This window comes from Sorangium sp. So ce1335, assembly GCF_051521615.1.
In the GTDB taxonomy this organism is placed as follows: Bacteria; Myxococcota_A; Polyangia; order Polyangiales; family Polyangiaceae; genus Sorangium.
Map to the genome: position 1 here is coordinate 906859 of NZ_CP150363.1, position 25773 is coordinate 932631.

At 71.4% G+C, this 25773-nt stretch carries 22 protein-coding genes and 1 tRNA gene; 12 read left to right on the forward strand and 11 right to left on the reverse strand.

From position 1 onward, the window contains the following. Positions 1-486: 486 nt before the first annotated feature. From WMF24_RS03240 to WMF24_RS03260, 5 genes are all read left to right on the forward strand, one after another. On the forward strand, positions 487-1185 hold the full coding sequence (locus tag WMF24_RS03240; RefSeq protein WP_437734866.1) for a hypothetical protein: 699 nt from the start codon (positions 487-489) through the stop codon (positions 1183-1185). Beyond that, positions 1182-2237: a hypothetical protein gene (locus WMF24_RS03245; RefSeq protein WP_437734867.1), complete on the forward strand. Its 1056-nt coding sequence runs from the start codon at positions 1182-1184 to the stop codon at positions 2235-2237. Before WMF24_RS03240 ends, WMF24_RS03245 begins: the two co-directional genes overlap by 4 nt. 125 nt (positions 2238-2362) lie before the next feature. Further along, positions 2363-2653 carry a hypothetical protein gene (locus WMF24_RS03250; RefSeq protein ID WP_437738755.1) on the forward strand — a complete coding sequence of 97 codons (291 nt, stop codon included), beginning with the start codon at positions 2363-2365 and terminating at the stop codon, positions 2651-2653. Positions 2654-2751: 98 nt separating this feature from the next. Then, complete coding sequence (locus WMF24_RS03255; RefSeq protein WP_437734868.1) at positions 2752-3348, forward strand: hypothetical protein; 597 nt, start codon at positions 2752-2754, stop codon at positions 3346-3348. 1647 nt (positions 3349-4995) lie between these two features. Further along, a complete protein-coding gene (locus WMF24_RS03260; protein WP_437734869.1) occupies positions 4996-5205 on the forward strand; it encodes a hypothetical protein in 210 nt (69 codons plus the stop codon). 130 nt (positions 5206-5335) lie between these two features. Here the strand turns inward: WMF24_RS03260 and WMF24_RS03265 are convergent, their stop codons facing one another. The 3 genes from WMF24_RS03265 to WMF24_RS03275 all read right to left on the reverse strand — a co-directional run bounded on the left by WMF24_RS03265 (position 5336) and on the right by WMF24_RS03275 (position 6541). Beyond that, positions 5336-5485 carry a hypothetical protein gene (locus WMF24_RS03265; protein ID WP_437734870.1) on the reverse strand — a complete coding sequence of 50 codons (150 nt, stop codon included), beginning with the start codon at positions 5483-5485 and terminating at the stop codon, positions 5336-5338. Between the two features lie 192 nt (positions 5486-5677). Further along, positions 5678-6049, reverse strand: coding sequence for a DUF1304 domain-containing protein (locus tag WMF24_RS03270; protein ID WP_437734871.1), 372 nt, complete (start codon positions 6047-6049; stop codon positions 5678-5680). A gap of 231 nt (positions 6050-6280) precedes the next feature. Continuing rightward, positions 6281-6541: a hypothetical protein gene (locus tag WMF24_RS03275; protein ID WP_437734872.1), complete on the reverse strand. Its 261-nt coding sequence runs from the start codon at positions 6539-6541 to the stop codon at positions 6281-6283. A 362-nt stretch (positions 6542-6903) separates the two neighbouring features. Between WMF24_RS03275 and WMF24_RS03280 the strand changes: the two genes are divergently transcribed. The 3 genes from WMF24_RS03280 to WMF24_RS03290 all read left to right on the forward strand — a co-directional run bounded on the left by WMF24_RS03280 (position 6904) and on the right by WMF24_RS03290 (position 9758). Next, positions 6904-7248 carry a hypothetical protein gene (locus tag WMF24_RS03280; protein WP_437734873.1) on the forward strand — a complete coding sequence of 115 codons (345 nt, stop codon included), beginning with the start codon at positions 6904-6906 and terminating at the stop codon, positions 7246-7248. Positions 7249-7464: 216 nt separating this feature from the next. Further along, positions 7465-8604 (forward strand): D-alanine--D-alanine ligase family protein, encoded by a 1140-nt coding sequence (locus tag WMF24_RS03285; protein WP_437734874.1) that lies wholly within the window; start codon positions 7465-7467, stop codon positions 8602-8604. Positions 8605-8948: 344 nt separating this feature from the next. Then, complete coding sequence (locus tag WMF24_RS03290; RefSeq protein WP_437734875.1) at positions 8949-9758, forward strand: aminoglycoside phosphotransferase family protein; 810 nt, start codon at positions 8949-8951, stop codon at positions 9756-9758. Between the two features lie 611 nt (positions 9759-10369). On the opposite strand, the gene WMF24_RS03295 is transcribed toward WMF24_RS03290, so the two are convergent. From WMF24_RS03295 to WMF24_RS03315, 5 genes are all read right to left on the reverse strand, one after another. Then, positions 10370-10801: a nuclear transport factor 2 family protein gene (locus WMF24_RS03295; protein ID WP_437734876.1), complete on the reverse strand. Its 432-nt coding sequence runs from the start codon at positions 10799-10801 to the stop codon at positions 10370-10372. Positions 10802-10984: 183 nt separating this feature from the next. Then, positions 10985-11701, reverse strand: a complete 717-nt coding sequence (locus WMF24_RS03300; protein WP_437734877.1) for an NrsF family protein — start codon at positions 11699-11701, stop codon at positions 10985-10987. Then, the gene (locus tag WMF24_RS03305) at positions 11688-12248 is read right to left on the reverse strand and encodes an RNA polymerase sigma factor (protein WP_437734878.1); all 561 of its coding nucleotides are present in this window, start codon (positions 12246-12248) and stop codon (positions 11688-11690) included. The genes WMF24_RS03300 and WMF24_RS03305 overlap by 14 nt, the downstream gene beginning before the upstream one ends. A gap of 375 nt (positions 12249-12623) precedes the next feature. Next, the gene (locus tag WMF24_RS03310; RefSeq protein WP_437734879.1) at positions 12624-13721 is read right to left on the reverse strand and encodes a GHMP family kinase ATP-binding protein; all 1098 of its coding nucleotides are present in this window, start codon (positions 13719-13721) and stop codon (positions 12624-12626) included. Positions 13722-14050: 329 nt separating this feature from the next. Continuing rightward, complete coding sequence (locus tag WMF24_RS03315; protein WP_437734880.1) at positions 14051-14563, reverse strand: hypothetical protein; 513 nt, start codon at positions 14561-14563, stop codon at positions 14051-14053. A gap of 281 nt (positions 14564-14844) precedes the next feature. Here WMF24_RS03315 and WMF24_RS03320 point away from each other — a divergent pair, with 281 nt between their 5' ends. From WMF24_RS03320 to WMF24_RS03335, 4 genes are all read left to right on the forward strand, one after another. Further along, entirely contained in the window at positions 14845-17184 is a 2340-nt protein-coding gene (locus WMF24_RS03320) for an ATP-binding domain-containing protein (RefSeq protein ID WP_437734881.1), read from the forward strand. A 196-nt stretch (positions 17185-17380) separates the two neighbouring features. Next, positions 17381-17457, forward strand: a tRNA-Met gene (locus WMF24_RS03325). A gap of 853 nt (positions 17458-18310) precedes the next feature. Continuing rightward, positions 18311-20251, forward strand: a complete 1941-nt coding sequence (locus tag WMF24_RS03330; protein WP_437734882.1) for a globin family protein — start codon at positions 18311-18313, stop codon at positions 20249-20251. Between the two features lie 87 nt (positions 20252-20338). Further along, positions 20339-22225: a protein kinase domain-containing protein gene (locus tag WMF24_RS03335; RefSeq protein WP_437734883.1), complete on the forward strand. Its 1887-nt coding sequence runs from the start codon at positions 20339-20341 to the stop codon at positions 22223-22225. 76 nt (positions 22226-22301) lie between these two features. On the opposite strand, the gene WMF24_RS03340 is transcribed toward WMF24_RS03335, so the two are convergent. The 3 genes from WMF24_RS03340 to WMF24_RS03350 all read right to left on the reverse strand — a co-directional run bounded on the left by WMF24_RS03340 (position 22302) and on the right by WMF24_RS03350 (position 25621). Next, positions 22302-22979, reverse strand: a complete 678-nt coding sequence (locus WMF24_RS03340) for a glutathione S-transferase family protein (RefSeq protein ID WP_437734884.1) — start codon at positions 22977-22979, stop codon at positions 22302-22304. Positions 22980-23342: 363 nt separating this feature from the next. Next, the gene (locus WMF24_RS03345) at positions 23343-23921 is read right to left on the reverse strand and encodes a hypothetical protein (protein WP_437734885.1); all 579 of its coding nucleotides are present in this window, start codon (positions 23919-23921) and stop codon (positions 23343-23345) included. Between the two features lie 416 nt (positions 23922-24337). After that, on the reverse strand, positions 24338-25621 hold the full coding sequence (locus tag WMF24_RS03350) for an MFS transporter (protein ID WP_437734886.1): 1284 nt from the start codon (positions 25619-25621) through the stop codon (positions 24338-24340). Positions 25622-25773: the final 152 nt, after the last annotated feature.

Below are 25773 nucleotides of genomic sequence, written 5' to 3' on the forward strand. Positions count from 1 at the left end.
CCTCTGATCTGGAGTCGATGCTCCTTGCCGATGATGAGCTCAAGGCATTCGTCAGGGCATTGGCTGCTGGACGGGGCCGTGCCCGAGGCCCCGTCCGTGCTCGTGACGATCGGCGAGCGGGTCGTGAGCGCCCTGCGGGACGCGGAGGCTGGGCGAGCGGGCTCGCCGCGCGGGCCGCGGCGTACCACCGTCAGGGCACGCGGCCGCTCGTGCCGTTCGTCGTCCTCGTGTCGCTCCTCGACGACCCTTGCTTGAACGAACGCGCCATCGCGAGGCTCTCGCCGATCGGCGGGGTCGCGCTCCTTCGCCGCGCGCTCGAGGAGCGCCGCGCCCTCCTGCTCGTCGACGGGCTCAATGAGGCGAGATCCGGCGCGAGGACGCTCTCCGAGTCGGTCGAGGCGAATCCGGGCAATCCGGTGGTCGCATCCGGGGTGCGATCCGTGCGCGTGCACCGCGCCCGCGTGCGTCTTCCCGGCCGGCCTCACGGTGAGCTCCGGCTGGATGTGCGACGACGGCCCCGGCGCGACGTTGACCCCGTACGACGCGCCGGCCGGCTGGGACGGCTCGTGCGTCGCGCCCGGCGCGGTCGGGGCCGAGGCGTTCGGCTCGTTCCGGATTGCGCCCGCCGCCGCGCGCCCCTGTGAGGTCGTGGCGTCCCCGGTGCCGCGCGACGGCGATGTCCCCGCGGGAGGGCGGGTCGTGGTCGCCTGCGACGCGAACCGAGGGACCACGTGCCCGAACCGTGCGCACCTCTGTGTCGTTGGTGCGGCGGAGATGCTCCCGGGCTGGCGCCGGTGTCTCCTCTCGGAGGAGGACGAGGACGTCGAATGTCCCCCCGGCGAGGAGACCTTGGGCCTCCATTTCTCGGAGAAGCTCACGTTCTGGGGCGAGGTCGAGGACAGCCGCGCGTGCTCGCCGTGCTCGTGCACCGAGACCGCGCCGAGCACGTGCGAGGCGCTCGTGTCGACGTTCGAGGACGCGGCGTGCGGCGATCTCATCGACGCCGCCGCCGTCGCCCAGAACGCCGTCTGCCACGACGCCGGCCCGGGCTTGACGCTCGGGAGCGTGCGCGCCGAATGGTGGGTCGACGCGCCGGGGAGCTGCGCGCCGAGCGGCCGGGAGCTCGTGGGCGAGCTGAGCTTGCGCAAGAAGGTGACAGCCTGTTGCTTGCCGGAGGGAACGTGACGCGCGCGATCAGGACGACGAGAATGCGGACGGCATCGATGGGGGCGGCGATCCTCGCGATCTGCGCCGGAGCGGGACTGCTCGGGGCGTCGTGCAAGGCCGGCCCGTGCCGCCCCGGCCCGGACTGCCCTGATCCGTACGCCGGCACCTGTCCCTGGATCTGCGCAGAGCCCGTGTGGAACGGCACCTACGCCGTCGAGGGCTTCAACAACAGTGAGGTCGTCGCCGTGTGGGTAGGGCGCCCTAGCGAGGCGCCGGACTGTGCGGCGTCCAACTACTTCCATGTGACAGACCTCTATCTGGAACCGAAGACCATCGACCGCTGTCCCCGCTGTATCGTCGAGCCGGTGCAGGAACGACCGTACGAGAGTGTCGTTCTCTTCAACAGCGGCCGCTGCACCGATAGCAGTTACCTCGATGCCCTCGCCGTCGGCGAGTTCGTCGTGCCGGCAGGCTGGGACGGGAGCTGCGTGTCCCAGAGGTCGGACGTGGTGCCCGCACCGGAAGACGTCGATCTCGCCTTGGGCCTCAGGGAGATAATCCCGGACTGCCGGCTGTCGCTCTCCCTGGAGGATCTGGACGCCCTCTGGGGGAAGATGTTCCGGATGTGTCGCCGCACCTGGCCGATCGACCAGTACTGCGATGGCCTTGGCACCCAATGTATCCCGAGGATGCCGGCAGGCTTCCGTGAATGTCTCGAGTACCGCGGGGATGAGTCGCTTCAGGCGTGTCCCCGCAGCCACCCGGAGCTCATCCGGGCCCACGTCGGCGTGGACGGGTGCCCCGGGTGCAGTTTTAGCTCCCCGGGCGGTGAGCGGACGCAGACGCTCACCTTCTATGCCGACGAGCACTGTACGCAGCCGATTTCCAGCACCGATGCCTGGGATGACGGTAGGTGCTACGACATGCCGCCCGGCGCTTCTCCGCGGAGCGTCAGCGCGACGTACACCGTCGAGAGCGTCGGCGAATGCCATCTTGACCTCAGCGGCGAGCAGGAGGCCGAGCTCAAGCCGGATGGTTGGGTGCCCTTCTGCTGCCGGCCGGCCGCGTAACGTCGCGGCGCTCGGCCAAGGCTTCCTGGCCGGCGACGTCAACGCTGCCTCACAGTCGGCAAGATCGTGCTCGTTGTCGAGGCGCCTGGGGTTTCAAGGGGGGTCCCCCCGGGGTCTGAGGCGAAATTGGCAGCCGTGAGGCGGTTCGGGGCAGCCGCGAGGCGGTTCGGGGCAGCCGCGAGGCGGTTCGGGGCAGCCGCGAGGCGGTTCGGGGCAGCCGCGAGGCGGTTCGGGGCAGCCGCGAGGCGGTTCGGGGCAACCGCGAGGCGGTTCGGGGCAACCGCGAGGCGGTTCGGGGCAACCGCGAGGCGGTCCGGGGCAACCGCGGGGCGGTGGTTCATTTTTCTAGTGGCGTACCTCGAACCGTTCCTCCTGCGAGCGAGCTGCGCCTCGCGGAGTTCACACTGCTTCCCTGAAGCGCGGTGTTCGTGCTCTTGCGGACAGGCATGCTTGCGAGCACCTACATGGGATCTTAACGTACCCGCTCGCAACCGCATCACGGGAGGAGAAATTAATGCCCTCGAAGAAGAAGGATTCGAACTGGACCACGTGGGAAGACATGCCGATCGACGAGTTTCGCTCGCGCGCCGAGAAGGCGAAGGCCTTGGCTACGGAGTTCGTCGAGAAGCTCGACGGCCTCTTCCCTGGGCTCGTGACGCTGACGAAGGAGCAGCGGCAGACCGCGCCCAGGCTGCGTGACGGCGAGCACGCGATGTTGACCAAGGTGCTCGATGTGGTGGAGATGAAGCCGGTCCTGTTCGAGTCGCTCGCGGATCAGGACGAAGGTATGGATCCGAACCGCTTCGAGACCGCGCTGCTCCGGGAGCGGATCGAGAAGCACCTGCTCTTCAGCAAGGTCGCGGAGAGCTTCGCGCCGATCGGTGGAGAGCTCGGCGACTCGGCGCTCTACACCGCCGCCAAGTTCCGCGAGACGCTGTATGCGGCCTACCGGATCGCCAAGGCGCACGCGCAGACGGACCGGAAGGTCATGGACGTCCTGGCGCCGGTCATCGACTTCATGCGCAAGAACACCGCCGCGGGGGCCGCGACGAGGAAGGGCCGCAAGCCGGCGGCGACCCCGAGCCCGCAACCCGCCGCCGACGAAGCGTAATCTCGGAAAGGGCGGGGGATCCCGCCGCGCGCTCGCTCCTCCTCGGTCCATTCGCGCCCCGAGGAGGAGGGGCACCCTCACATCGACCCGACAGATGTCGGTTCACCCCCGCGTGCCCAGGGACGGCACCACGAAGACGCACCACCATTCGGCCACCGTCGGTTCACCCCCGCGTGCGCCGGGACGACGGATTGGCCACGGCGGGCGCGCCGGTGTACCTCGCTCGCGTGACGAACGCCAGGGGGACCGTAGGCGCGGCCAGAGTCGCCGATCGATCCGCTTGGGATGTAGCGAGCTCGTGGGTAGATGAGACGCCGCCGGGCTCGCTGCCGAACGGCTCGAGCACGCACGCGGCCGGTCGCGCTCCGGCTCCCCTGTGCAAGGACGGCACGGACATAACGTAGTCCAGGTCGCCTGTTGACGCCGCCTCTCTGCCGGCAGATCGGCGCTCATCCGGAAGGGAGGACGACATGGGGGGCAGCTTGAAGCTGAAGGCGAGCGCGCTCGTGCTATGTGGCGGGCTCGCGATGGTGCTCGCGTCGGCATGTGAATTGCCTACTTACGTGTGTGACACAACGGAGTCTGTCGGAGTGGGCCCGGGATACCCGACAGAATCCGTAGGGGCGGGAGACTACCTCAGAGATGGCAACGAAGGTGAAGGCGGAGCCGAAGAAGTGGGTAGCGCATCGCTTGCGATGGCAGGATGCGTTCCGGTCACCAGGTGCAGCGAATACTTCGATAGTTGTCAGGCCAAAGGGTGGCCTTGCACGCGCATAACGACAAGCGGCCACACGTTCTGCCGCGACTGTCTTGACTATTGCCTTCGTGACGAGCCATATGAATCCAGTGAGTGTCTTCGCTGTGGATATCGCTAGTGCGACACACATAACGTTTGAGTCTCGTGTGGCGGATCGCGTTGCGTCGCTGGGCGCCACCAGCGTGGTCGTTGACTCCGACTGCCTTCTTGTTGGGCCGTCCCGTATGGGCACGCCAGAGCATGCACTTGCGCGTCAGGCATGGTGGGGCTCTTTCGTCGACCCCATCGGTGCTGATAGCAAGATAGGCCTCGTCGTTGTCGTGTGGGTTTCGTCCACGAATCTGCGCGAGCGCGTGGGCCTCTGGAGAGTCTGCGGTAGGCTGCGCGAGTGTGGTATTCCGCGTAAGGACGTCGTTGTCGTCGAGCTGGACCCGCCATTTCGCGGGCTGGATGCGCGCGATTCTTCTGTACCGATGTGGTGCTCCGCCTCCCAGCTGGGCACCCTCCCGGCGCGGCTCAGCGAAGCGCGCCCCTGGCCGCGCGAACGCTACGGGCGTGCCGTCCGCCTCTGGAGCCAGTACACCGCTGCGGACCCGAGGCCGCTCGCGCGGAGTTGCGCGCGTGGTGTCGAGGGGTTTCCAGAGCTCGCTCCCTTATGGGAACTCCTCGCTTCCTTCTTTCCGAGAAGGATTGCGGACGGAGCCCTGCGTCTCAGCCGATTCGACGAGCTGCTCATGGCCAGCCTGTCGGCAGAGTGGCAGACTCCTCTCGCGGTGGTCAGCCGCGACATGCGATCTGGAATGGATTTGTGGCGGAGGCTCTCCTGCACGGGAGACCTGTTCCTGCCACGCCGGCTAGCGCACTGGGCACACCATGGCTCGAGCGCGTTCGTGGAGCGTGCGCCTGGCCCGAAGCCGCCTGACGCTGGCTACCCGATGCTCTCGGAGGTCTACCGCCTCACCGAGCGTGGCATGCGGCTCCGGGACAAGGGACTCGACCGGCTCACGGACGCGCCAAGCCTGGCCATCGCTGGGACCGAGGCGTACTCGCCCTCGTCCCCCTGGGTGCTGCTCGAAGATGGCCGGCTCGCTCGGCTGTAAGGGCCAACCGCTGGCAGCGGGTCCGGTCAACGTCGGCCGGTCAGGGGCGCGGGTTGGTGATCCCCGGCGAGAGATGAGGGGCGCGCCCGAACCCACGCCGCGCAGCGCAAGCCCGCTCCGAGGCGCCGGATCAGGCGGACCGCCACCGGAGCGGCACGGCCACGACGCCGCCGGCCGCCAGCGCGCCGAGCACAGCGAGCAAGCTCCCCGCGCCGAACCCGGCGCAGCCCATGGCCGCGGTCTGGCTCGCGATTGCGCCGACGAGGAGCGCGTGCCCCACCGGATGTTCCACCTGCTGTTTGCCCGCGAGCCAGGTGGCGCCGAAGCCCGCGATGAACCCCGCGGCCAGGCAGACCGGCGCACACGTATCGAATGGAGCGGAGAGACCGCAGACCGGGGGCGTTGGTTCAGCAGGAGGCCGCGCGGCGTCGACCGCCGTGACGAGGCCAGCAGGCCGTGCTGCCCCGGCGCGTCAGGCGCCCCGGGAGAGCCACACGAGCGCGAGCGCGAGCAGCGCGGGAACGCCCTGCACGAAGAAGAGCCGGCGCCCCACGGTGATGCCCCCGTAGATGCCAGCGACGATGACGCAGCCGAGGAAGAACGTCTTTCGCTCGAGCGCGTCGCCCGCGTCGTGCGAGAGGAGCGACCAGAAGAGCCCGGCGGCGAGGAAGCCGTTATAGAGCCCCTGGTTCTTCGCCAGCGTCGCCGTGGCATCGGCGAGCTCCTGCGTCATTCCGAAGGTGCGCAGGCCGCGCGGCGTGGTCCAGAGGAACATCTCGAGAATGAGGAAGTAGACGTGCTCGATGGCAACCAGGATAACGAGCAGCGTAGACGCGATCTGCATGAAGATACGCCACATTGACAAGATGCGGTGACGTTGTCAACGCCGTGCGCTGTGAGCGGCACCGCACGCCAGAGCCTGTCGGGGGAGCCAGCCACGCCACGGTCGTGCTCGGGCTCGCAGCGCCACGCTCCAGCAGTGCCACTCCGTGCAGTAGGTCGTCCCGTTGTGAAGGTCACCCGGCGCCGCGAGGGGCTGCGGCTCGAACGGGCGCCGAGGGGGCGAGACAGCCCATCACATCGATTCGACCGACTTGAGCATCTCCGGGATGAAGTGGAGCCTCGGCCGGAGCAGCCTGTCGCGACGCCCGGGTTGACGGACCTGGAGCGCGGCGCCCGCCGCGTCGCGATTCGAGGCGTCGAGGAGGTCGTCCACGAAGGTATAGCTGTAGTTCTCTTGCCTTGTTGATGTCCTGTCCTGCGCGGCGGCCTCGGGGATCGAGACGCAGAGGACCAGCAGCGCGGCCTTGGCCGAAGATAGAGATCGCGATTTCATCAAGCCTCCTCGCCTCCATCGGACACGAGAGGGCACCGCGCATTGGGCGTCTTTTGCTGACCTCGATGACCGATCGCGGAGCACGCCCGCGCGGCCGCGGCACCCGGAGCTCCCCGCCCCTGTCGGTGCCCCGCCCCTGTCGGTGCCCCGCTCTTGTCGGTGCCCCCGCTCTTGTCGGTGCCGCGCTCTTGTCGGTGCCTCGCGCCGGGGGAGGGGAGCGACGCGCCCCTGCACGGACAGCCGCGCTCGATGTCGTCGCGACGCGCCTCCTGGACGGAGCGCCGGATCGCGCGACAACGCGGGTGACACCGGCCTCATTCCGCGTAGAATCTCCCCCGATGCTCATCCGCGGTCGAAGGAGCATGGCTGGCAGCCTCATCGTTGCGGTCGTCGCGGCGCTCGCCGTGGTCGTCCCCGGCGGAGCGGCGGAGGCGTCCGACAAGGCGCCGGCGTCCGACGCGGCCCCGGCGTCCGGCGAGGCGCCGGCGAAGTCGTCGACCGACATCGCCGTCGGCGTTCGGCTGGAGGCGGTCGCGGACGTCAAGGTCGCGCGGGCCGAGGTCGCCCGGGGCTCCACGGTGAGCGTCGCCCGGATCATCGAGCGGCAGGGCCGGATCACCGCCGTCGACGTCGAGCTCGCCGACGGGCACATCGCGCGCGTGGCCATGGCGACCGTCCGCGCGTCGTTCCGCGTCCTGTCCGAGTAGCCGCTCGCCGCTTCTCCGCCCTGCGTCCGAGCAGCCGCTCGCGGCTCCTTCGCCCCGCGCCCGCTCGCGGCTCCTTCGCCCCGCGCCCGCTCGCGGCTCCTTCGCCCCGCGCCCGCTCGCGGCTCCTTCGCCCCGCGCCCGCTCGCGGCTCCTTCGCCCCGCGCCCGCTCGCCGCTTCTTCGCCCCCGCGCGCGATCGCGACTAGGCTGCCGCCCCATGCGGAACCCCGCGAAGGTGCGCGTCGCCGTGCTGTTCGGCGGGCGCTCGGCCGAGCACGAGATCTCCCTCCTCTCCGCGCGCTTCGTCGTCGAGGCGCTCGATCGCGACCGCTTCGAGCCGGTGCTCGTCGGCATCGACAAGTCCGGCCGCTGGCTGCTCCAGGAGGAGGCGCTGCTCCTCGGCGCCGCCCGCGACCCCCGCCTCGCCCGGCTGAACGAGGCGATGCCGGAGATCGCGCTCGACGCCCACCCCGGCCCCGCCGGCGAGGCCACGCTGACCGCGCCCGGCGGCGCGCGCTCCCCGATCGACGTCGTCTTCCCCGTCCTTCACGGCCCCACCGGCGAGGACGGGTGCGTCCAGGGCCTCCTCGAGCTCGCCGGCGTCCCGTACGTCGGCTCCGGCGTGCTCGGCTCCGCCGTCGGGATGGACAAGGACGTCATGAAGCGCCTGCTCCGCGAGGCGGAGATCCCCATCGTGCCCCACGTGACGCTCCGCCGGGCCGCGTGGGACCGCGACCGCGCCGCGTGCCTCGAGCAGATCGCCAGCCTGTCCCCCGCCGGGGGCGGCTTCGGGCCGATCTTCGTCAAGCCAGCGAACCTCGGCTCGTCCGTCGGGGTCCGGCGCGTGACGGCGCGCGCCGAGCTCGAGGCGGCGGTCGAGCACGCGTTCGAGTTCGACCTGAAGATCGTCTGCGAGCAGGGCATCGAGGGCGTCCGCGAGATCGAGTGCTCCGTGCTCGGCGACGACGACCCCATCGCCTCGGTGCCCGGCGAGATCGTCGTCGGCCACGCCGACGGCTTCTACTCCTACGCCGCGAAGTACATCGACGCCGAGGGCGCCACGATCCGCATCCCGGCCGATCTCTCCCCGGCCGAGGCGAACGCCGTCCAGCTCCTCGCGCTCCGCACCTTCCGCGCGCTCGAGGCGTCCGGGATGGCCCGCGTCGACCTCTTCCTCGCCCCCGACCGCTCGCTCTACGTGAACGAGATCAACACGATCCCCGGCTTCACGGCGATCTCGATGTACCCGAAGCTCTGGGAGGCGAGCGGCATCCCGCCGCGCGAGCTGGTCGGGCGGCTCATCGCGCTCGCGCTCGAGCGGGGCGCCAGGAAAGCACGCCTCAGGACGAGCGCATAGCGCACCGACGATGAGGCCGCCCCGAGGAAATCAATAGAAGGGGAGAGAAACCGCAAGGCGCGAGGGGCGCAAGGGCAAGACAAGAAACGATCTTGCCTCTGTCCCTCGCGCCCCCTGCGCCCCTTGCGGTCTGTCTCGTTGCCGCATTCCAACGGCGCGAGGGGCGCAAGGGCAAGACAAGAAACGATCTTGCCTCTGGTCCCTTGCGCCCCCTGCGCCCCCTACGGTTTCTCTCATGGTCGAGCGCCTGTAAGAGCACGGCGCCGGGAGGCCCGCCCGAGGACGAGCGCCTGGCGGCGTTTCGTCGTTGAGGCGGCGGCCCGCTCGTGCGCACACGGAAGCGGATGTTCGACACGTCCCTGCGCCGATGGAACCTCATCCCCGACGGCGAGCCCATCGTCACCCGGAACGCGCGCTTGCTGCCGGTCCGGCACGCGGGCCAGCCCGCCATGCTCAAGCTGGCCCTTCACGAGGAAGAGCGGCTCGGGGGCGTCGTGATGGAGTGGTGGGACGGCGACGGTGCCGCCCGCGTGCTGGCCCGCGAGGGCGATGCCATCCTGCTGGAGCGCGCGGAGGGGCCGAGGTCCCTGGCCGCGATGTCTCGCAACGGCGACGACGACGAGGCGTGCCGGATCCTGTGCGCCGTGGCGGCCCGGCTGCACGCGCCGATGGCCCGACCCCTTCCGACGCTGGTCCCGCTCACGCGCTGGTTCCGGGCGCTCGAGCCCGCCGCCGCGGCCCACGGCGGCATCCTCGTGCGCTGCCTGGAAGCCGCCCGCGCCCTGCTCGCGGACCCCCGCGAGGTCGTCGTGCTGCACGGCGATCTGCACCACGACAACGTGCTGGACTTCGGAGACCGCGGCTTCCTGGCGATCGACCCGAAGCACCTCGTGGGCGAGCGAAGCTTCGACTTCGCCAACCTCTTCACCAACCCGGATCTGGCCGACCCCTCCCGCCCGGTCGCGACGGAGCCCGGCCGGTTCTCCCGACGGCTGGAGATCGTCGTCGAGGCGGCCGGCCTCGATCGGGTGCGCCTGCTGCGCTGGATCCTCGCGTGGACCGGCCTTTCAGCCGCCTGGTTCCTGGGGGACGGCGACTCGCCCGACATCGACCTGCGCGTGGCGGAGCTCTCGGCCGCGGCGCTGGACCGGTAGACGCCGCGAGGCCTCGCCGCCGCGCGGTGAGCGCCGCGCGGAGCTGCGCATCGATGTCGCTGCCCAGCGCTCCGGCGCCGGCTCCTGCATGGCGTCGCAGGCACCCTCGCGGCGCGAGGTCGAACACCCGCGCACGCGCTCGCGCGCCACGATGTAAATACTCCTTCGTATCGTTTGCGCTTCTTCACGACTCGGCCTGTATCGCGTGAATACAATGCAGAAAACGCGACGGGCATCGGCTCCGTCGAATCGACACGCACACGCGCAACCCCTTCCCGGGGCAGTGCGTGACCGTTCCCGGTGGCTCCACCACCGAGGGCGTCGAGGCGGAGCTGCAGATCTGCGCCAACATCCGCCCCGCCCAGTGGTTCCATATCCCGCGGTGACAGGGGCGCCGCCGTCTTGACGGGGCGGCGCGCCCCGCGAGCGGCGGAGTCCAGCAGCAGGCGCGGCGCTCGAGCGCTGCGCCCGCTGCTCTCCCTATCGCCGGCCCCCACGGCGCCAACTCGCTGGACCCGAGGGCGCCACGGGACGGGCGCCGACCGAGGGGCGCTGGCCGTCGGCGGCCCTGACGGCGAACCCCGCCGGAAGCGGCGTCGGAGCGGCCCCTGTCAGGAGATGGCTTCCTGCATCTTGCGCGTATCCGCGATGCACTCGAACCACACAGCGCGGCCATCCAGCAAGCGCCACACGTGCGCGAACCGGGCCACGGCCCTCTTCCCGGTCCGCCGGCTCACCCCGTCATAGTAGCCGAGGACGACGGCGACGTTCCCCGCCCAGAAGAACTCGGCAGGAACGACGAGCAGGTTGTCCCAGAGGTCGGCGAGCCGGTCGAACAGCTTGAGCACCCCGCCCGGGGTGCGGTAGGTGCCACCGCCAGGAAAACCGGCCGCCATGGTCCACTCGATCTGCGGGTCGAGGCACTGCACCATCGCCGCGATGTCGCCGCGGCTGAGGTGGGCGTAGATCTCGCTGATGGCCGGGGCCGCCGCCGGTTCATCGTGCTTGCGCCAGTGGATCCCGGAAGTGTGCAACTCCTTCATGACAGGCTCCTCTCGTCGTTGTCCAGCGCCAAGCGCGGCATGGGGAGAGCGCCGCGACGCTCTCCGGGCATGCATCGCCGTGTCAGCGTGTAGATACGCCGCGGGGCGGAGCAGGTGATGCCGCCCTCTCTCTTTTTTTGACGATTGAGCCCGGGCCGGGCGTCCCGTGGTCGCGACGCGACCTCAGGGGCGCAGGACGTGGGGAACGGCGATGACCCCGAGCGCGGTGAACGCCACGATCGGGACGATGTGTCCGATGAACAGATGGGTGGGCTCGAAGGCCGGGCAATGGATGAAGACGCTCAGCCCGGCCCACGCGCCGGCGGAAGCCCCGAGCGCAGCCCCCCGCGGCCCACGCGCGACAGGGACCGACCAGCGGAGCGCCAGGGCAAAGGTCACGAGCACGAGCAGCCCCACGAGCGCGGCCACGACGAAGCACGGGAGGCCCAACGGATGGAGAGACGCCGCCGCCGAGAGCACCGCGGGGTTGTCGGAGCGCAACGGCAGCGCGAGGGTGGAGAAGGCGTACACCGGCACGACGAGCACGGCTGCCACGGTCAACTGCCTCTCTCCAGAGCCCAGGCCGAGCCGGCCTCTCCGCAGGGCGACGAGCGTCGTGAGCAGCGTGAACACGAGGAGTGAGGTCAGCACGACAACGAGGCGACCCGGCGACCCCGCCCCGAGGTCGGCGCGCAGCGGACTCTGGTCCATGATGCGGTCCGTCCCGACGAGCACGGCCGTCATCACGCCGGGGATCGCGGCCATGGCGCCGAGGAGCCGAGCGCGCACGGGGACGGTCGACGACGGCGTCTTCTGGATGGCAGCGCGAATGTTCGAGTAAAGCGCGGCCGGGGGCGCGGACGTGGAGGCGAACCGCGGCGGAATTTCATGTCGATTCATGGCAATGCTCCGTCCACCCGGCGGCGCAGAGCGCGGCCCGGATCTGATCGTAGGCGCGATGCGCGCGTTGCTTCACGGCGTCCGTCGACGTGCCGAGCACGGCAGCCGCCTCCGCGACGTTGAGGCCTTCCTCCTTCAGCAAGAGGTACGCGACGCGGCTGAGCTCGGACATCTTGTTCAGCTCGCGGGTCACGATCGTCAGGAGCTCATGGGCCCCGACCTCGGCTTCGGGACAGGAGGTGTAGTCGGACGACGGGCCGTGCACCACGGGGTCGCCCGTCGGCGCCACCTCCTCGGGATGCCGGCGTCGATACCTGAGCCGATCGAGGTGGAGCGAGCGCGCGATCGCGAAGGCCCAGGGAAACACGCTGGACCCGGCCATGTAGGACGCGCGCGCACGGTGGATCCTGAGGAAGCTCTCCTGGAAGAGATCGTCGGCCTCGGAAGCACACCCCGTGAGACGCAGGCAGAAACGGTAGAGCCGGGGGGCCAGCAGCGCATAGAGCCGATCGAAGACGTCCCCCTCGCCCAGCGCGTAACGTCGCATGATGTCGTCGAGGTCTTCTCGTTCCGCACGGCTCATGGCATCAACCGAGCTGACGGCTGCTGCACGCCCGCAGCAACGATGTCCAGCGGCGGCGCTCAGCACCTGAAGACGCGATGGGGCGATGCGCGCCCCCCCGGGTGGGCGTGCGAGGCGCTCGGCCGCGTGATCCGTCGTCGTCCTCCCAGTCGGCACGTGCCTGGAATACGCCGCAGACGGTGACGGGTGACACGTATCCTCGAAGAAGACGTCGAGAAAATCAACAATGGTGGTGGAAATTTCGCGTTCGCGACACCCTGATCGCCGGGGGCACCGAGCCGACATGGCCCCACCCCGCGCGGCGAATACCCCCGTCCGACGGCCGGGCGGCCCGGCGACTCACGCCGTCGTATCGGGATCGAGCCGCACCCCCGCCGCCCCCAGCGCGGGCCGCCGGACAAGGCACGGCCCGATCGCCTCCAGGATGCGCGCGTGCCGCTCCGCGGGCGCCCAGAGCAGCAGGTGCCCGCCCCCGCCCGCGCCGCACATCCGGAGCACCTCGACCCCCAGCCCCTCGAGCCGCTGCGTCATGGCGATCGCCATGGCGCTCGCCGCCTCCGAGAGCCGCACCTTGGCGGCCGCCCCGCGCCGCATGCCCGAGAGCACGAGCGCGAGCGAGCCGAGCTCGAAGCCGCGCGCCACGTCGCCTGCCGCCGCCACGAGCTCGCCCTTCGCCTCGCACGCCGCGCCGGCGTCCACCCGATCCAGCACCTCGCCGGACACGCGCCGCACCGCCGTGTCCACCAGCAAGAGCCCCGCCGAGAGCGCCGGCACGAGCTCCGGGCTGCCGAGCGCGAGCGGCCGCACCCCCGAGCAGCCCCGGGCGTCGAAGGCGAGGTCGAGCAGCCCGCCGAACGCGGCGAACACCTGATCCTGCGCGCCGCACGCGTTGCCAAGGCGCTCGCGCTCGATCGCGACCGCCTCGCGCGAGAGCTCCTCCGGCGAGGCGACCTCGCCCACCGAGGCGCGCAGCGCGAAGAGCGCCGCCACCGCCGCCGAGGCGCTGCCGCCGAGCCCGGCGCCGGGCGACAGCTCGGCCTCGACCCGGAGCGCGACCCCGTCGTCCACGCCCGTCGCGGCGAGCGTCGCCTCGATCAGCCGGAACGCGAGATCGTCGCGCGGCGGATCCCCGCGGCGCCGCGTGAGCACGCGCGGCGCAAGGGCCTCGGCGCCCCCGACGCCGCCGCCCGGCTGCCCCTGGCCGCGCGAGGCGAGCTCCATCCGGACCCAGCCTCTGTCGAACGGCTCCACGACGACGCGGACGCGCAGATCGATCGCCGCGCCGACGACGCGCCCGCCGTCCTGCCGGGCGACGCCGGGCAGGTCGCTGCCGCCTCCGGCGAAGGAGACGCGCATCGGGGCGCTCGCGGCGGCGCGCCAGAGCGGGGTTCGGAGCGCTCGCGGCGCGAGGAGGGAGCCGGCGCAGGGGGTGCTCATGTCGTCTTCAAACGCTTCAACGCCTCAACGCCTCGACGCGCAACACATCAGCGCGGGCGCGACCCGCCGGGAGGCCAGGGGCCAGGGAACCAGGGCGGAGCGCCCGCGGCTCCACGTCGTGCAGGGAGCGAGCCAGCCATGGAGCGCCCGGCGTGCACGCACGCCCGGCCCCGGACACAGCCGCTCCGCGGCTCCCCGGCGCCGCCCTCCGGAGGCGCATGCGCGCCGCGCGTCCTTCCCTGGAGTTGAGTTGCGGACGGAGATCTCGGGGCCGCGCGCGGCGCGCGGCTCTCGCCTCGAGGAGGCGCCGCGCGGGCCGCGGATCGCGCTCAGTTCAGGTCCTTGCTCGCCGGCTCGCTCCGCGGCGCCGGCTGCGCGCGCGCGGCGTCGAGGATCCGGTCGATCACCCTGAGCCCGGCCGCGAGCATGTCCCGCTCTGCGCGCTCGCCCCCCGAGTGGACCTCGGCCGCCTTCTCGCGCAGGGCGAGCGCGTCGCGGCGGACGACCGGGAGCCGGGCGGCCGCCGCCGCCTCGGCGATGCACCCGGCGAGATCGTAGATGAGGAACGCGTCCTCCTCGCTGATCCGCGGCTCCGCGCGGAGCGCGCGGCGCGCGCCGGCGCGCGCCGGCGGGCCGCCCGCGCCGTCGCGCCGGCCGTACCCGGCGCCCCCGCGGTCGTCGTCGTCCTCGTCATCGAGCGATCCGGAAGAGACACGGTCGAGCAGGCCGGTGAGCTCGACGCGGTAGGTCGCGAGCACCAGCGCGCAGAGCGCCCCGCGATCGCGCAGCGAGTAGAGGATCAGCTCGAGGAGCCGGTCGGACCGGGTCGCGCAATTTTGCATCGCCGCCTTTTACGGCGTTCCCCCACGCGACCTCAATCCAGAACGCCACCGCCCGCGGCGGATCGACCGGCGATCGCGGGGCGCGTTACGCATCGAGGGCGCCCGCGTGGCGGCTCGCCCCGCCGCGGCGCCGGCGAGGTGGGGGGCCCCACGCGGCGGTTGCGGAGCTGTGCGGGATCGGTCAATAGGTCCGACCCTCCTGCGCCGGCGGGCCGCGACGGATGTCGGGCGCGCCGGCGCTCCCCGATGGCCTGTCACCTCAGCATCGCATCGGCATTCCCGTGACCGCGAATCGTCCCACGAGCCCCACGCACACAACCGAAGAGCAGTCCACCGAGCCGACCTCGGCCACCGTCGCGACAGCGGCCGCGGTCGGACAGCCAAGCCCACCCGCGGACGGCGCGCCCGGCGCCCGGCTGAGCGAGCGAGGCGAGGCGATCGTGCGCGAGGAGGAGGCCCTGCTCGCCCGCGTGTCCGCGCACCTCGCGGCCTCGGCGAACAAGCCGTCGCGGCCGCCCCCGGTCGAGAACTACGAGGAGCAGCTCCTCTCGCTGCGCGATCAGATCGCGGCGGCGCGGCTCGAGGACGTGCCGGCGCTCGTGCAGCAGATGGAGCGCCTCCAGGGGATCGCGGCGCGGCGGAACGAGAACGTCGTCGAGCCCGTCGATCCGAAGTCGCCCTATTTCGGCCACCTGCGCCTGCGGGAGAAGGGCCGTCCGGAGCGCGACGTGCTCATCGGCCGCACGACGCTCGTCGACGCGAGCGCGGGCGTGCGGATCGTCGACTGGCGCCACGCCCCCGTCAGCCAGATCTACTACCGCTACGAGGAGGGCGCGGAGTACGAGGAGACCTTCGGCGAGCGCGAGGTCGAGGGCACCGTGCTCGTGCGGCGCACCGTCACGATCGACAACGGCGAGCTCTACCGCATCTCGGCGCCGCAGGGGACGCTCGTGCGCGGGCCCTCGGGGGGCTTCCGCGAGATCGCGACGCGGGCGACCGAGCTCTCGGGCGGCCAGGGCAGCGCTGTGCGCCCGGAGGACATGCGCGACATCGCCCTCGGCGCGGCCGGCGCGCGCGGCGGGCTCGGGACCGGGGCGACGTTCCACGCGCGCGAGGACAGGCACCTGCCCGAGATCGCCGCGCTGCTCGACCCGCGGCAGTTCGAGCTCATCTCGAAGCCGGACTCCGGCATCGTGGTCATCCAGGGCGGCGCCGGCAGCGGCAAGACGACGATCGGCGTCCACCGGCTCGCCTTCCTCGCCTACAACGGCGGCCGCCGCTTCACGGCCGACAAGATGCTCGTCATCGTCGGCAGCCCCGCGCTCCGCGCGTACATCAGCGAGGCGCTCCCGGCGCTGGGCCTCTCCGGCATCGCGGTGGAGACGTTCTCGGAGTGGGCGCGCGCGGCCAGGAAGCGCGCCTTCCCGTGGCTCGAGGCGCCTGTCGAGGAGAACACGCCCTCGGTGGTGACCCGGTACAAGACGCACCCGGCGATGCTCCACCTGCTGGAGCAGCGCGCGTCCGAGCTCAAGGACGACGCGCGGGCGCGGCGCGACTCGCGCGGCACGCTCGCCTTCTGGGCGGACCTGCTCACCGATCTCGACCGGGTGACCGCCGCCTTCGAGGCCGCGGGCGACCCCGAGTTCGGCCCCGAGCAGGTGAAGCGCGCGTGGCGCTGGTGCGCGGACCGCTGCCCCGCGGTGCTCGATCTCGACCCCGGCGATCGCGCCGAGCGCAAGGCGGCGATGGCCGACGAGCCGGCGGACGACGGCGACGACGAGCGCGGCGCGGACGCGCGCGAGGTCTCGAGCGACGATCGCGCGGTGCTCGACCCCGAGGACGACGCGCTGCTCCTCAGGGCGTACCAGCTCCTCCGGGGCGAGCTCCGCAAGGGGAAGAACGTCCTCACGTACGAGCACCTCTTCGTGGACGAGGCGCAGGATCTCGCGCCGATCGACCTCGCGGTGCTGCTCGGCGTCGTGGCCGAGCCGCGCAGCGTGACGCTGGCGGGCGACACGGCGCAGCGGCTCTTCATGGACTCCGGCTTCCGCGACTGGCGCGCGACGCTCGACGACCTCGGCCTGTCGCGCGTCGACGTCGAGCCGCTGCGCATCGCGTACCGCTCGACGCGCGAGGTGCTCGCGTTCGCCCGGGCGGTGCTCGGCCCGCTGGCCGATCCGACGCCGCCGCTCGCGCCGCGCAGCGGGGCGCCGGTCGAGCACCACCACTTCCCGAGCGCGGGCGCCGCCGTCGCGTTCCTCGCCGACGCCATCCGCCCGCTGTTCGCCCGCGAGCCCCGCGCCACGCTGGCGATCCTGGCGCGGCACCCCGAGCAGGCGGACGTGTACTACGACGCCCTGAAGATGGCGGAGATCCCGAACCTCCGGCGCATCCGGGCCTACGAGTTCGCGTTCCGCCCCGGCGTCGAGGTGACGGAGATCCGGCAGGTGAAGGGCCTGGAGTACGACTACGTGGTGCTCGTCGACGTGAACGCGTCGACCTACCCGGCCGACGACGAGTCGCGGCACCTGCTCCACATCGGCGCGACGCGCGCCGCGCACCAGCTCTGGGTCATCTCGACCGCGGCGCCGTCGCCGCTCGTGCCGGACTGGCTGGGCTGAGGGAAGCAGGGGAGGGCGGCGGCCGGGCCGAGCCGTGACCCGCCGCCCTCGGCAGGCGCTCGGAAGGAAGGCCGGGGAGGCCCCCGGAACGCCTCGGCAGGCCCTCGGAAAGCCCTCGGAAGACGAGATGGACACAATCGACATGGGGCCGTGAGAGAATCCTTGACCAACGGGGGGCCGTGAGTAGATTCCCTCTCGCGCGGTGGAGCAGCCTGGTAGCTCGTCGGGCTCATAACCCGAAGGTCGTGGGTTCAAATCCCGCCCGCGCAACCACGACCCAAGCAGCAAAAGCAGCAAGAGGACGCGAGGATTGGCCGAACCCGGCCACCTCGCGTTTTTCGTTTTCTGGGTCTCCCGTCGCGACGGGGAGCGCGGCGCCGGGGAGGTGAACCGAGCGAGGCTCGAGACCGATCCTCTCCCGGCGGGCGTGGTCGTCGCGAGCGCGCCTCCCTCCCTGGTGCGGTGTTCCGCGATCGCATCCCGGTGGATGCCGGCGCACGCTCCGGCCGAGCGGCCAGGCGCGAGGAGGCGCCCGCGACGCCGGCGAGGGCTGGGCAGGGAGGAAACTGCACCATGTCAGGACGCCAGGAGACCCATGACGTTGGTTGTCTGGCGACGTCGGCGCCGTGGCGATCTCCTCTATCCGGGCTGCTCGTCGGGCTGCTCGTATCCGCCGCGCCCGGGCTCGGCGCCAGAACACGAGATCACCTCCCGCGAACGTCCCTCGTTCAGCGGCGGTGATGGGTAAGCCCCGCTCTCGCCTGCCGCCATCCTGCCCGGAGCGATGCCGCGAGGCGCCGTTGACGGGTTGTATAAGTGAACCTGCCGGGGCAGCCGTCGCCCGGGGAGCTCCGCGCCGGCACGGGCCCCGCCGGGAGCCACGACGTGCTCACCGACCTCCGCGCGCGCTCGCCGCGCCGCCGCGCGCCCGGTGGGGTCGCGTCGCCGCGGTTTGCGCGCCTCCAGCCGGCGCCTGACTGCGGCGCGGCCGTCTCGCCGCGCCGTAGTCAGGCGCCGGCTCCCTGATGTAGGATAGCGATAGCTGCGGCTCCTTTGCTCTGAACACGCGCGTCACGGCGCGCATCCCACCGAAGCAATCCCGGCAACCTCCAGCGGACAACTCACGATGGCCAAACCGAACGATCCCTTTGCGCCTCCCAACCCCACGCGCAGCTCCGCGACCCCGGGGGACGCCGCAAGGCCGCAACGCGGCGTCAGCGCGCCCGCGCCCGCGCCCGCGCGCGCGGTGCCGGCCACGGCGGGGCCCGCCACCCAGCGGGGGCCGGGGGCGTACGGCGCGCCCGATTTCCTGAGCAAGGCGGCGGCCGCGCGCGCCCCGCAGCCGTCCGACCTCCTGAGCCCGCGCACGATCGAGCTCGTCCAGGCGTCCTGGGCGAAGGTGATGCCGATCTCGGACGCCGCGGCGGCGCTGTTCTATGAGCGGCTGTTCACGCTCGACCCGTCGGTGCGGCCGCTCTTCAAGAACGATATCGCCGAGCAAAAAAAGAAGCTCATGCAGACGCTCTCCGTCGCCGTCGACGGGCTGAACAACCTGCCCAAGCTCGTGCCGGTGCTCCAGTCGCTCGGCGTGCGCCACCAGGGCTATATGGTGGCCGAGCACCATTACGATGTCGTGGGCGAGGCGCTGCTCTGGACGCTGCGCGAGGGGCTCGGCGACGGATTCACGCGCGAGGTCGAGACCGCGTGGACAGAGGTCTACGGGGTGGTCGCCGACGTCATGAAGAAGGCCGCGGCGGCGCACGCGGCCGTGGGCACGACGCAGGCGCTCCCCCCGGCCGCCATGCAGCCGGCGGCCGGCGCGGCCCGGCCGGCTTCCCCGCAGCCGGCGCAGGGCGCCGCCGCCCGCGCGGGCGAGCGGCCCAAGTCGGTGCCGCCGCCGTCCTCCGCCCACCAGGTGGCCGCGCGGACGCTCGTCGGGGTCGTCCCGCCGTGGCAGCAGAGCGAGCCGCCGCCCGGGAACGCGGGCGCGCCGATCAGCCCGCGCACCATCGAGCTCGTGCAGCGCTCGTGGGCGAAGGTGATGCCGATCTCGGACGCCGCGGCGGCGCTCTTCTACGACCGCCTCTTCACGCTGGATCCGTCGGTGCGGGGGCTCTTCAAGAACGATATCGGCGAGCAGAAGAAGAAGCTCATGCAGACGCTCTCCGTCGCCGTCGACGGGCTGAGCAACCTGACCAAGCTCGTTCCCGTGCTCCAGTCGCTCGGCGTGCGCCACCACGGCTACATGGTGGAGGAGCGCCACTACGACCTGGTGGGCGAGGCGCTGCTCTGGACGCTGCGCGAGGGGCTCGGCGACGGCTTCACGCGCGACATCGAGACCGCGTGGACCGAGGTCTACGGCGTGATCGCCGACGTCATGAAGAAGGCGGCCGCCGAGCACGTCGGCCGCGCGGCCCCCGGCGGCGCGAACGCGGCGCCCCCCGCGCGCGAGCGCCCGCAGCGGCCGCCGATGTCCGAGCCGCGGGCGCCCGCGCCCCAGAGCGTCACCGAGGTGATGCCGCAGAAGAAGCGGCAGAGGAGCCCGCTCGACGACGACGCCGACACGCTCCACTACCAGACGAACCCGGCCCATGAGGCCCTGGCGGGCAGCGGCGCGGCGATCGACAAGCCCCGGCCCGCGGCCGGCGTCCCCGCGCAGGCGCCGAGCCCGCAGGGGGTCGTGATCCCGTGGGCGGGGCAGGACATGGTCCTCAACGTCCACGTCAAGCTGGACGGCCCGCTCGTGACGGTGCCGGCCGCGGCGCCCGCCGCGCCGGCCGTCGCGGCGCCCGTCGCGCCGGAGCCGACCGGGCCGAGCGGCCTCGTCGCGGGGCTCGCGATAGGCCTTCTCTCGATCGCTGCCTCGATGGCCACGGCCATCCTCCTCACCGTGGGCGGGCCGGAGCGGGCCGCGGCCGCGGCAGGCGCCGCGGCGGACAGGGGCGCGCACGGGATCGCCTCCCTCGCCACGTACGCCGTGCCGATCATCGTCACGGTCCTCGTCCTCTCCGCGTTCACGATGGGGCACGTCCTCGGGCGCGGCAGGGCGCGGGGCGACGGGCGGTGAAAGGCTGGACGCGCGCGGTGTGATCTCGGGTGGACGAGTGGCCCGGCGAGCGCAAGGGTTGGATGGCACCATGGGAATGAAAGTCCGATGATCGCGGATCCTGCGACGACGCTGACCCACCTGGCGGGGCAGTGGCTGGGACCATTCCAGCTCGTGCAGCTGCTCGGGATCGGCGCGATGGGCGCTGTGTACCTCGCCAGGGACAGCGTCCTCCAGCGCGACGTGGCGGTGAAGCTGATCGCGAAGGGGAGCGCGGACACCGACCCCGAGCGGCGCGACCGCTTCCTGCGCGAGGCGCGCGCGGCGGCGCGCCTGCTCCACCCGAACGTGGTGCAGATCTTCCAGGTCGGCGAGGACGACGACGTCCGCTACATCGCCATGGAGTACGTCCACGGCCTGACCATGGCGCAGGCGGCGAAGCAGCACGGCGGCCGCCTGCCGGAGCAGTTCGGGATCGAGAAGATGCGCGAGGCCGCGGCGGCGCTCGAGCTCGCGGCGTCGTTCGGCATCACCCACCGCGACATCAAGCCAGCGAACCTCCTGCTCAACGCCTCGGGGACGCTCAAGATCGCCGACTTCGGCCTGGCGTCCCACCCGGGCAGCGGCCCGCTCGGGAGCAGCGGCGGCGCCGCCCGCACGCTGGAGGGCACGCCGTTCTACATGAGCCCGGAGCAGTGGACCGGGCAGGAGATCGCGCCCCCGTCGGACATCTACAGCCTCGGCTGCACCTTCTATCACCTGCTCGTGGGCAGGACGCCGTTCTCGGCGAGGGACCTCGCCGGCTGCTTCCAGGCGCACTGCCACACGCCCGTCCCGGACCCGAAGCAGTCGCTGCCGGACATCGATCCGCTCCTCGCCGAGCTGCTCCGCCGCTGCATGTCGAAGCGGCCCCAGGAGCGGCCGTCCGCCGCCCACATCGTGGCGTTCCTCGAGGACATGCTCATGCTCCGGCGCAGCAGCGTCCGGCCGCGGGAGCTGCCGGAGCAGCACCGGCCGAGCCTCGTCTCCGGGGTGGAGCTCTCCGACACGCGGGCGAGCCAGATCCCGCTGCCGGCCAGGAGCTCGATCGCCACGCCGACGGGCACCATCCTCGTGAACAGCACGAGCGCGCTCGGGCACTTCACCGGCCAGTACAGCTACCGCAACCACTTCGGGCTGACCGGATACCCGTTCAGCGACATCCGGCAGCCGAGCTTCTTCTGGGACGCGGGCCCGTACGCCTGGGTGCTCCGGACGCTGGCGTCGCAGATCGTGGCCGGGCAGCGCCCGGCGATCCTCGTGGGCGACTCGGGGAGCGGTCGGACGTTCGTGTGCGAGATGATCAAGAACAAGATCCCTCGCATTCAGGTCTTCACCATCGAGCCGCAGCTCCTCTTCGGGACGCGGCCGCTCGTGGCGATGTGCCGGCAGATCGGGGCGTCGACCGTCACGCCCACCATGAGCCAGCAGTCGCTCGTCGACGCGTTCCTCGGGCACGCGCTCCAGCGCTCGGGGTCGGACGCGATCGCGGTCCTCGTCGTCGACGGCGTCGATCCGGACGATCACGATCTCCTGATGGAGCTCCACGACATCCTGCGTTGCTCTCCCCCGGGCAGGCTGTCGATGATCCTCGTGGGCGCCCCCGATCTCCCGGCGACCCTCGCGTCGAACGGCGTGCCGCGCGAGCTCTACTCGGGCGCGCAATCGCTCCTCTTGCCCGGGATGACGCAGCAGGAGATGGTCGAGTACATCGACTTCAGGATGCGCTCGGTCGGCGGGAGCGGGCGCGGGCTCAACCTCGACGTCGCGTCACAGCAGCTCCTGCACGCGAGGAGCGGCGGCAGCCCGAAGCTCGTCAACATCTTCTGTCACAACGCCCTGACGATCGCCGCGCTCCAGGCCGAGAGCGAGGTGAGCCTCTCGTCCATCCGCCTCGGGATGAAGAGCAAGAGCTACCTCACCGCCGAGGCGGCCATGGCCCTGATCCGCGGCTGAGCCGCGCGCCCGCGCGCGAGCTGGCCTGTCCGGGCGGCGAGCCCCGGGCCTCGTGGCTCGGCGGGCCCGCCGGCCGTCAGTCGGCCCACTGGTGCGTCTCTTCCGGCCGCCCGCCGAACGTGGCCATGGGGACCGTCCACGTGCGATGTCGCCGGGGGCCGCGCACGTACTCGCGGACGCGGTCGGCCTCGAAGAACGCGGTCGTGGCGCGATGGAGCTCCGGGAACTCCTTCACGAGGCCGGTGTGGACGGGCATGATGGTCTCGAGGGCGAACGCCATCGCGACGTCGGCGAGGGTGTAGCGGCCCGGGGTGATCCAGTGCTCGGCGTCGGCGCGCGTGCGGAGGAAGTAGTCCTCCAGGCGGTCCAGCTTCTTGACGGTGGCGGCGCGGTGGTCGGCGCGCACCTCGTGGAAGCGCGGATTCCAGAAGAGCGTGGCGACGTCCATGATCACCTCGTAGGCGGTCTCGGTGACCTCGTCGATGCGCGCGGTCTCCTCGAGCGTGTCGCCGTTGAGGTTCAGCTTGCGCGCCAGGTGGCGGTTGATCGCCTGCGACTGGCAGAGGGTGAGCTTCCCTTCCTGCAGCACGGGGAGCTGCCCGAACGGCGTACACTTCAGGAAGCGTTCCTTTGTGTCCGGCTGAACCCAGCTCTCGAGTGGCACGGCCTCGTCCTCGTAGGGCGCGCCACAGAGCTCGAGCATGAGCCTGGCAACCTCCACGCGCCCGCGCACTGCAAAATAGGTGAGCTTCATCCATGTCCTCCGATGGTCGCGGGACTCTACAAGAACTCGTCCTCCTGTCCAGACGGACGACGCCTCGGCGATCGATCGCGCGGTGTCCGGTCCGACGTCGCCGCAGAGCACACGGCGCGACGCTCGGACGAGAGAGGATTGAACCCCTGAGACGCGAGACGCCAGGGGGAGAGCCTCTCGGCTCTCTCGGCGTCCCTGGCGTCCTGATGATTTCTGATCCGGATCGAGGCGATCGACCGGCCGAGCAGCACGCTAGAAGACCGAACACGACGAGCGAGCCAGCAATGAACCGCCAAGGCGCCAAGGACGCCAAGAAGAAGACGAGCTCTTGGCGCCCTTGGCGTCTTGGCGGTTCGAAATTCTCTAGCTGTCGTTTCCTGCGGTCGACGGCGCCCCCTGGGGAGCGGCGGGGGCGGGGGCGCGCCTTGTCATCGAGGAGAGGACCTCCTCGTCCGTCATCGGTGCGCGCGGGACGCGCATCGCGCGTCCGATACGTGCTCTCGAGTGTTTGTCGTTGTCGATACACCGGCCGCGCGTGTATGCGCTGAGCCGATCGCGCGCGTCCTGCTTGCGGCACGCCCCGAACGACTTCCTGATCAGCGCGAGCCCGGCGCGGAAGCATTTCTCCCGGTCCCCGACGAGATCCTCGTGCGACCACCCCTCCCGGGTCTTGCCGGCGCCGACGCGCACCTGGAGCAGGCACGAGTCGACCCCCTCGCCGCGCGAGAGATTGCCGAGGCCGAGATCGACGTCGCGCCGGTAGCCGCTCTCGAAATAGGCGATCGACAGAAGCAGCGCCATCGTCTCGGCGCGCCCGCGAGGGCCGCCGAAGAGCGGCTTCAATTCGGGATCATACGCCACCTTCGCCGCGGCGCTCGCGATCTCGTGATAGCGCGCGCGCCCGGCCTCGGGCGTCTCGATCGCGTCCTTGATTCGGCTCATTCCGGGCGGGGCCCATGTCATCATGATGCCGACAGCCCACGCGATGACTGCATCCATGGCATATGTAAGGTCCCGCTCTCTCCCTGCGTCAAGCGATTCAAACAGCTTGACTGGATTCTCGTCGTGCAGGGTGGGATTGCGCGCCGCCCTGTGTGCATTATAACGTCCTCGTCGAATGCCAATCGTGCGGACGATAGTACGCGGCGCGTAATAATTTTCGCACTCGGTTCGCTCGATTCGTTTGATTCGCTCGATTTATTCGATTGGCGCTCGATTCGTCTCGCGCGGTCGTCGCGAGGGATCACGCAGCGAGTCATCGCTTCGGATCTGCCGGGGACGACTCGCCCTCATCGGCGTCCGATCCGCCCTGTGCCGCGCTCTCCGGGGCGGGCGGGCTGCCCCGGGCGCGGCGCGGCTCACGCCGTCTCGGGCGCGTCGTCCTCGGTGGACGCGCGCGTGTCCTCGAGCCGGTCCACGGCGCGCAGCTCGGGGAACAGCCACCCCCAGAGCAGCACGACGGCCATCGTCCCAAGGCCGCCGATCACCACCGTGGGGACCGTCCCGATGAGCCTCGCGAGGGTGCCTGACTCGAGCTCTCCGAGCTCGTTCGAGGCGCCGACGAACACCATGTTGACGGCGCTGACGCGGCCGCGCATCTCGGGGGGCGTCGCGAGCTGCTCCAGCGTCATCCGCACGACGACGCTCACCATGTCGGTGGCGCCGATCACGGTGAGCGCGAGGAGCGAGAGGGGGAAGCTCCGCGAGAGGCCGAAGACCACCGTGGCGAGCCCGAACAGCCCGACGCAGAGGAGCATCTTGCGCCCGGCCTGGCGCCGGATCGGTCGGAAGGCGAGGAGCACCGCCATGAGCCCCGCCCCCGCGGCGGGCGCGGCGCGCAGCAGGCCGAACCCCTGCGGGCCGACGTGGAGCACGTCGGTCGCGTAGATGGGCAGCAGGGCGACCGCGCCGCCGAGGAAGACGGCCACGAAGTCGAGCGAGATGGACGCGAGGAGGATCTTCTTCCGGTAGACGTAGCGCAGCCCCGCGAGCGCGGTGGCGAGCGACGGCGGGCGCTTCTCCATGCGGCCGGTGCGCGCCCGGACGGCCAGGAGGCCGGCGCACGCCGCGGCGAGCGCGAGGCTCGAGGCCAGGTAGACGGGCGCTGGCGCGCGCCAGACGCCGTAGAGCAGCCCGCCGAGGCTCGGGCCGCCGATCGCACCGACCTGCCAGAGCGTCGACTGCCACGTCACCGCGTTCTGGAAGTGCGCCGCCGGCACGAGCGCCGGCAGGAACGACGAGCCCGCCGGGCCCTGGAAGGCGCGCACGGTGCCGAGCAGCACGAGGACGGCATAGATGGCCCGCAGATCGGGGCTCGGCGAGCGCGCGAGGAGGAAGAGCGCGAGCGCCGCGAGCGACGAGGTGAAGTAGCAGAGGGAGAGGATGACGCGGCGATCGAAGCGATCGGCCGTGTGCCCGGCGACGAGGGACAGCCCCGCGATCGGGAGGAACTGGGCGAGGCCGACGTAGCCGAGCGCGAGCGGGTCGCGCGTGAGGTCGTAGACCTGAAACCCCACCGCGACCGACTGCATCTGGTACGCCATCGTGGCGAGCAGACGGGCCACCGCGTAGACGCGAAAGTCGCGGGACTTGAAGGCCGCGAGGGGCGACGTCGGCTCCAGAGCGTCGGGGACGGTGGCCATGAACGGGTCCGGGCAGCGTTCATGGCGCATTCCAGCGCGAGCTGCCAGGACACGATTTCACCCGGTGCGGCCGAAATCAGTGGGACTGGTGTCGCTGTTTCGCCTCATGAGAAGAGCGTTTCGCGGCGGCCCGTGTGTCGGGACAGCGATGG

Bases quoted from the DNA above. Each gene is read 5' to 3' on its own strand.
- WMF24_RS03330 (WP_437734882.1), top strand. From the start codon at position 18,311: ATGGCCAAACCGAACGATCCCTTTGCGCCTCCCAACCCCACGCGCAGC.
- WMF24_RS03315 (WP_437734880.1), bottom strand. From the start codon at position 14,563: ATGCAAAATTGCGCGACCCGGTCCGACCGGCTCCTCGAGCTGATCCTC.
- WMF24_RS03290 (WP_437734875.1), top strand. From the start codon at position 8,949: ATGTTCGACACGTCCCTGCGCCGATGGAACCTCATCCCCGACGGCGAG.
- WMF24_RS03305 (WP_437734878.1), bottom strand. From the start codon at position 12,248: ATGCGACGTTACGCGCTGGGCGAGGGGGACGTCTTCGATCGGCTCTAT.
- WMF24_RS03270 (WP_437734871.1), bottom strand. From the start codon at position 6,049: ATGCAGATCGCGTCTACGCTGCTCGTTATCCTGGTTGCCATCGAGCAC.
- WMF24_RS03310 (WP_437734879.1), bottom strand. From the start codon at position 13,721: ATGAGCACCCCCTGCGCCGGCTCCCTCCTCGCGCCGCGAGCGCTCCGA.
- WMF24_RS03275 (WP_437734872.1), bottom strand. From the start codon at position 6,541: ATGAAATCGCGATCTCTATCTTCGGCCAAGGCCGCGCTGCTGGTCCTC.
- WMF24_RS03295 (WP_437734876.1), bottom strand. From the start codon at position 10,801: ATGAAGGAGTTGCACACTTCCGGGATCCACTGGCGCAAGCACGATGAA.
- WMF24_RS03255 (WP_437734868.1), top strand. From the start codon at position 2,752: ATGCCCTCGAAGAAGAAGGATTCGAACTGGACCACGTGGGAAGACATG.
- WMF24_RS03340 (WP_437734884.1), bottom strand. From the start codon at position 22,979: ATGAAGCTCACCTATTTTGCAGTGCGCGGGCGCGTGGAGGTTGCCAGG.
- WMF24_RS03345 (WP_437734885.1), bottom strand. From the start codon at position 23,921: ATGAGCCGAATCAAGGACGCGATCGAGACGCCCGAGGCCGGGCGCGCG.
- WMF24_RS03350 (WP_437734886.1), bottom strand. From the start codon at position 25,621: ATGGCCACCGTCCCCGACGCTCTGGAGCCGACGTCGCCCCTCGCGGCC.
- WMF24_RS03335 (WP_437734883.1), top strand. From the start codon at position 20,339: ATGATCGCGGATCCTGCGACGACGCTGACCCACCTGGCGGGGCAGTGG.
- WMF24_RS03280 (WP_437734873.1), top strand. From the start codon at position 6,904: ATGGCTGGCAGCCTCATCGTTGCGGTCGTCGCGGCGCTCGCCGTGGTC.
- WMF24_RS03285 (WP_437734874.1), top strand. From the start codon at position 7,465: ATGCGGAACCCCGCGAAGGTGCGCGTCGCCGTGCTGTTCGGCGGGCGC.
- WMF24_RS03300 (WP_437734877.1), bottom strand. From the start codon at position 11,701: ATGAATCGACATGAAATTCCGCCGCGGTTCGCCTCCACGTCCGCGCCC.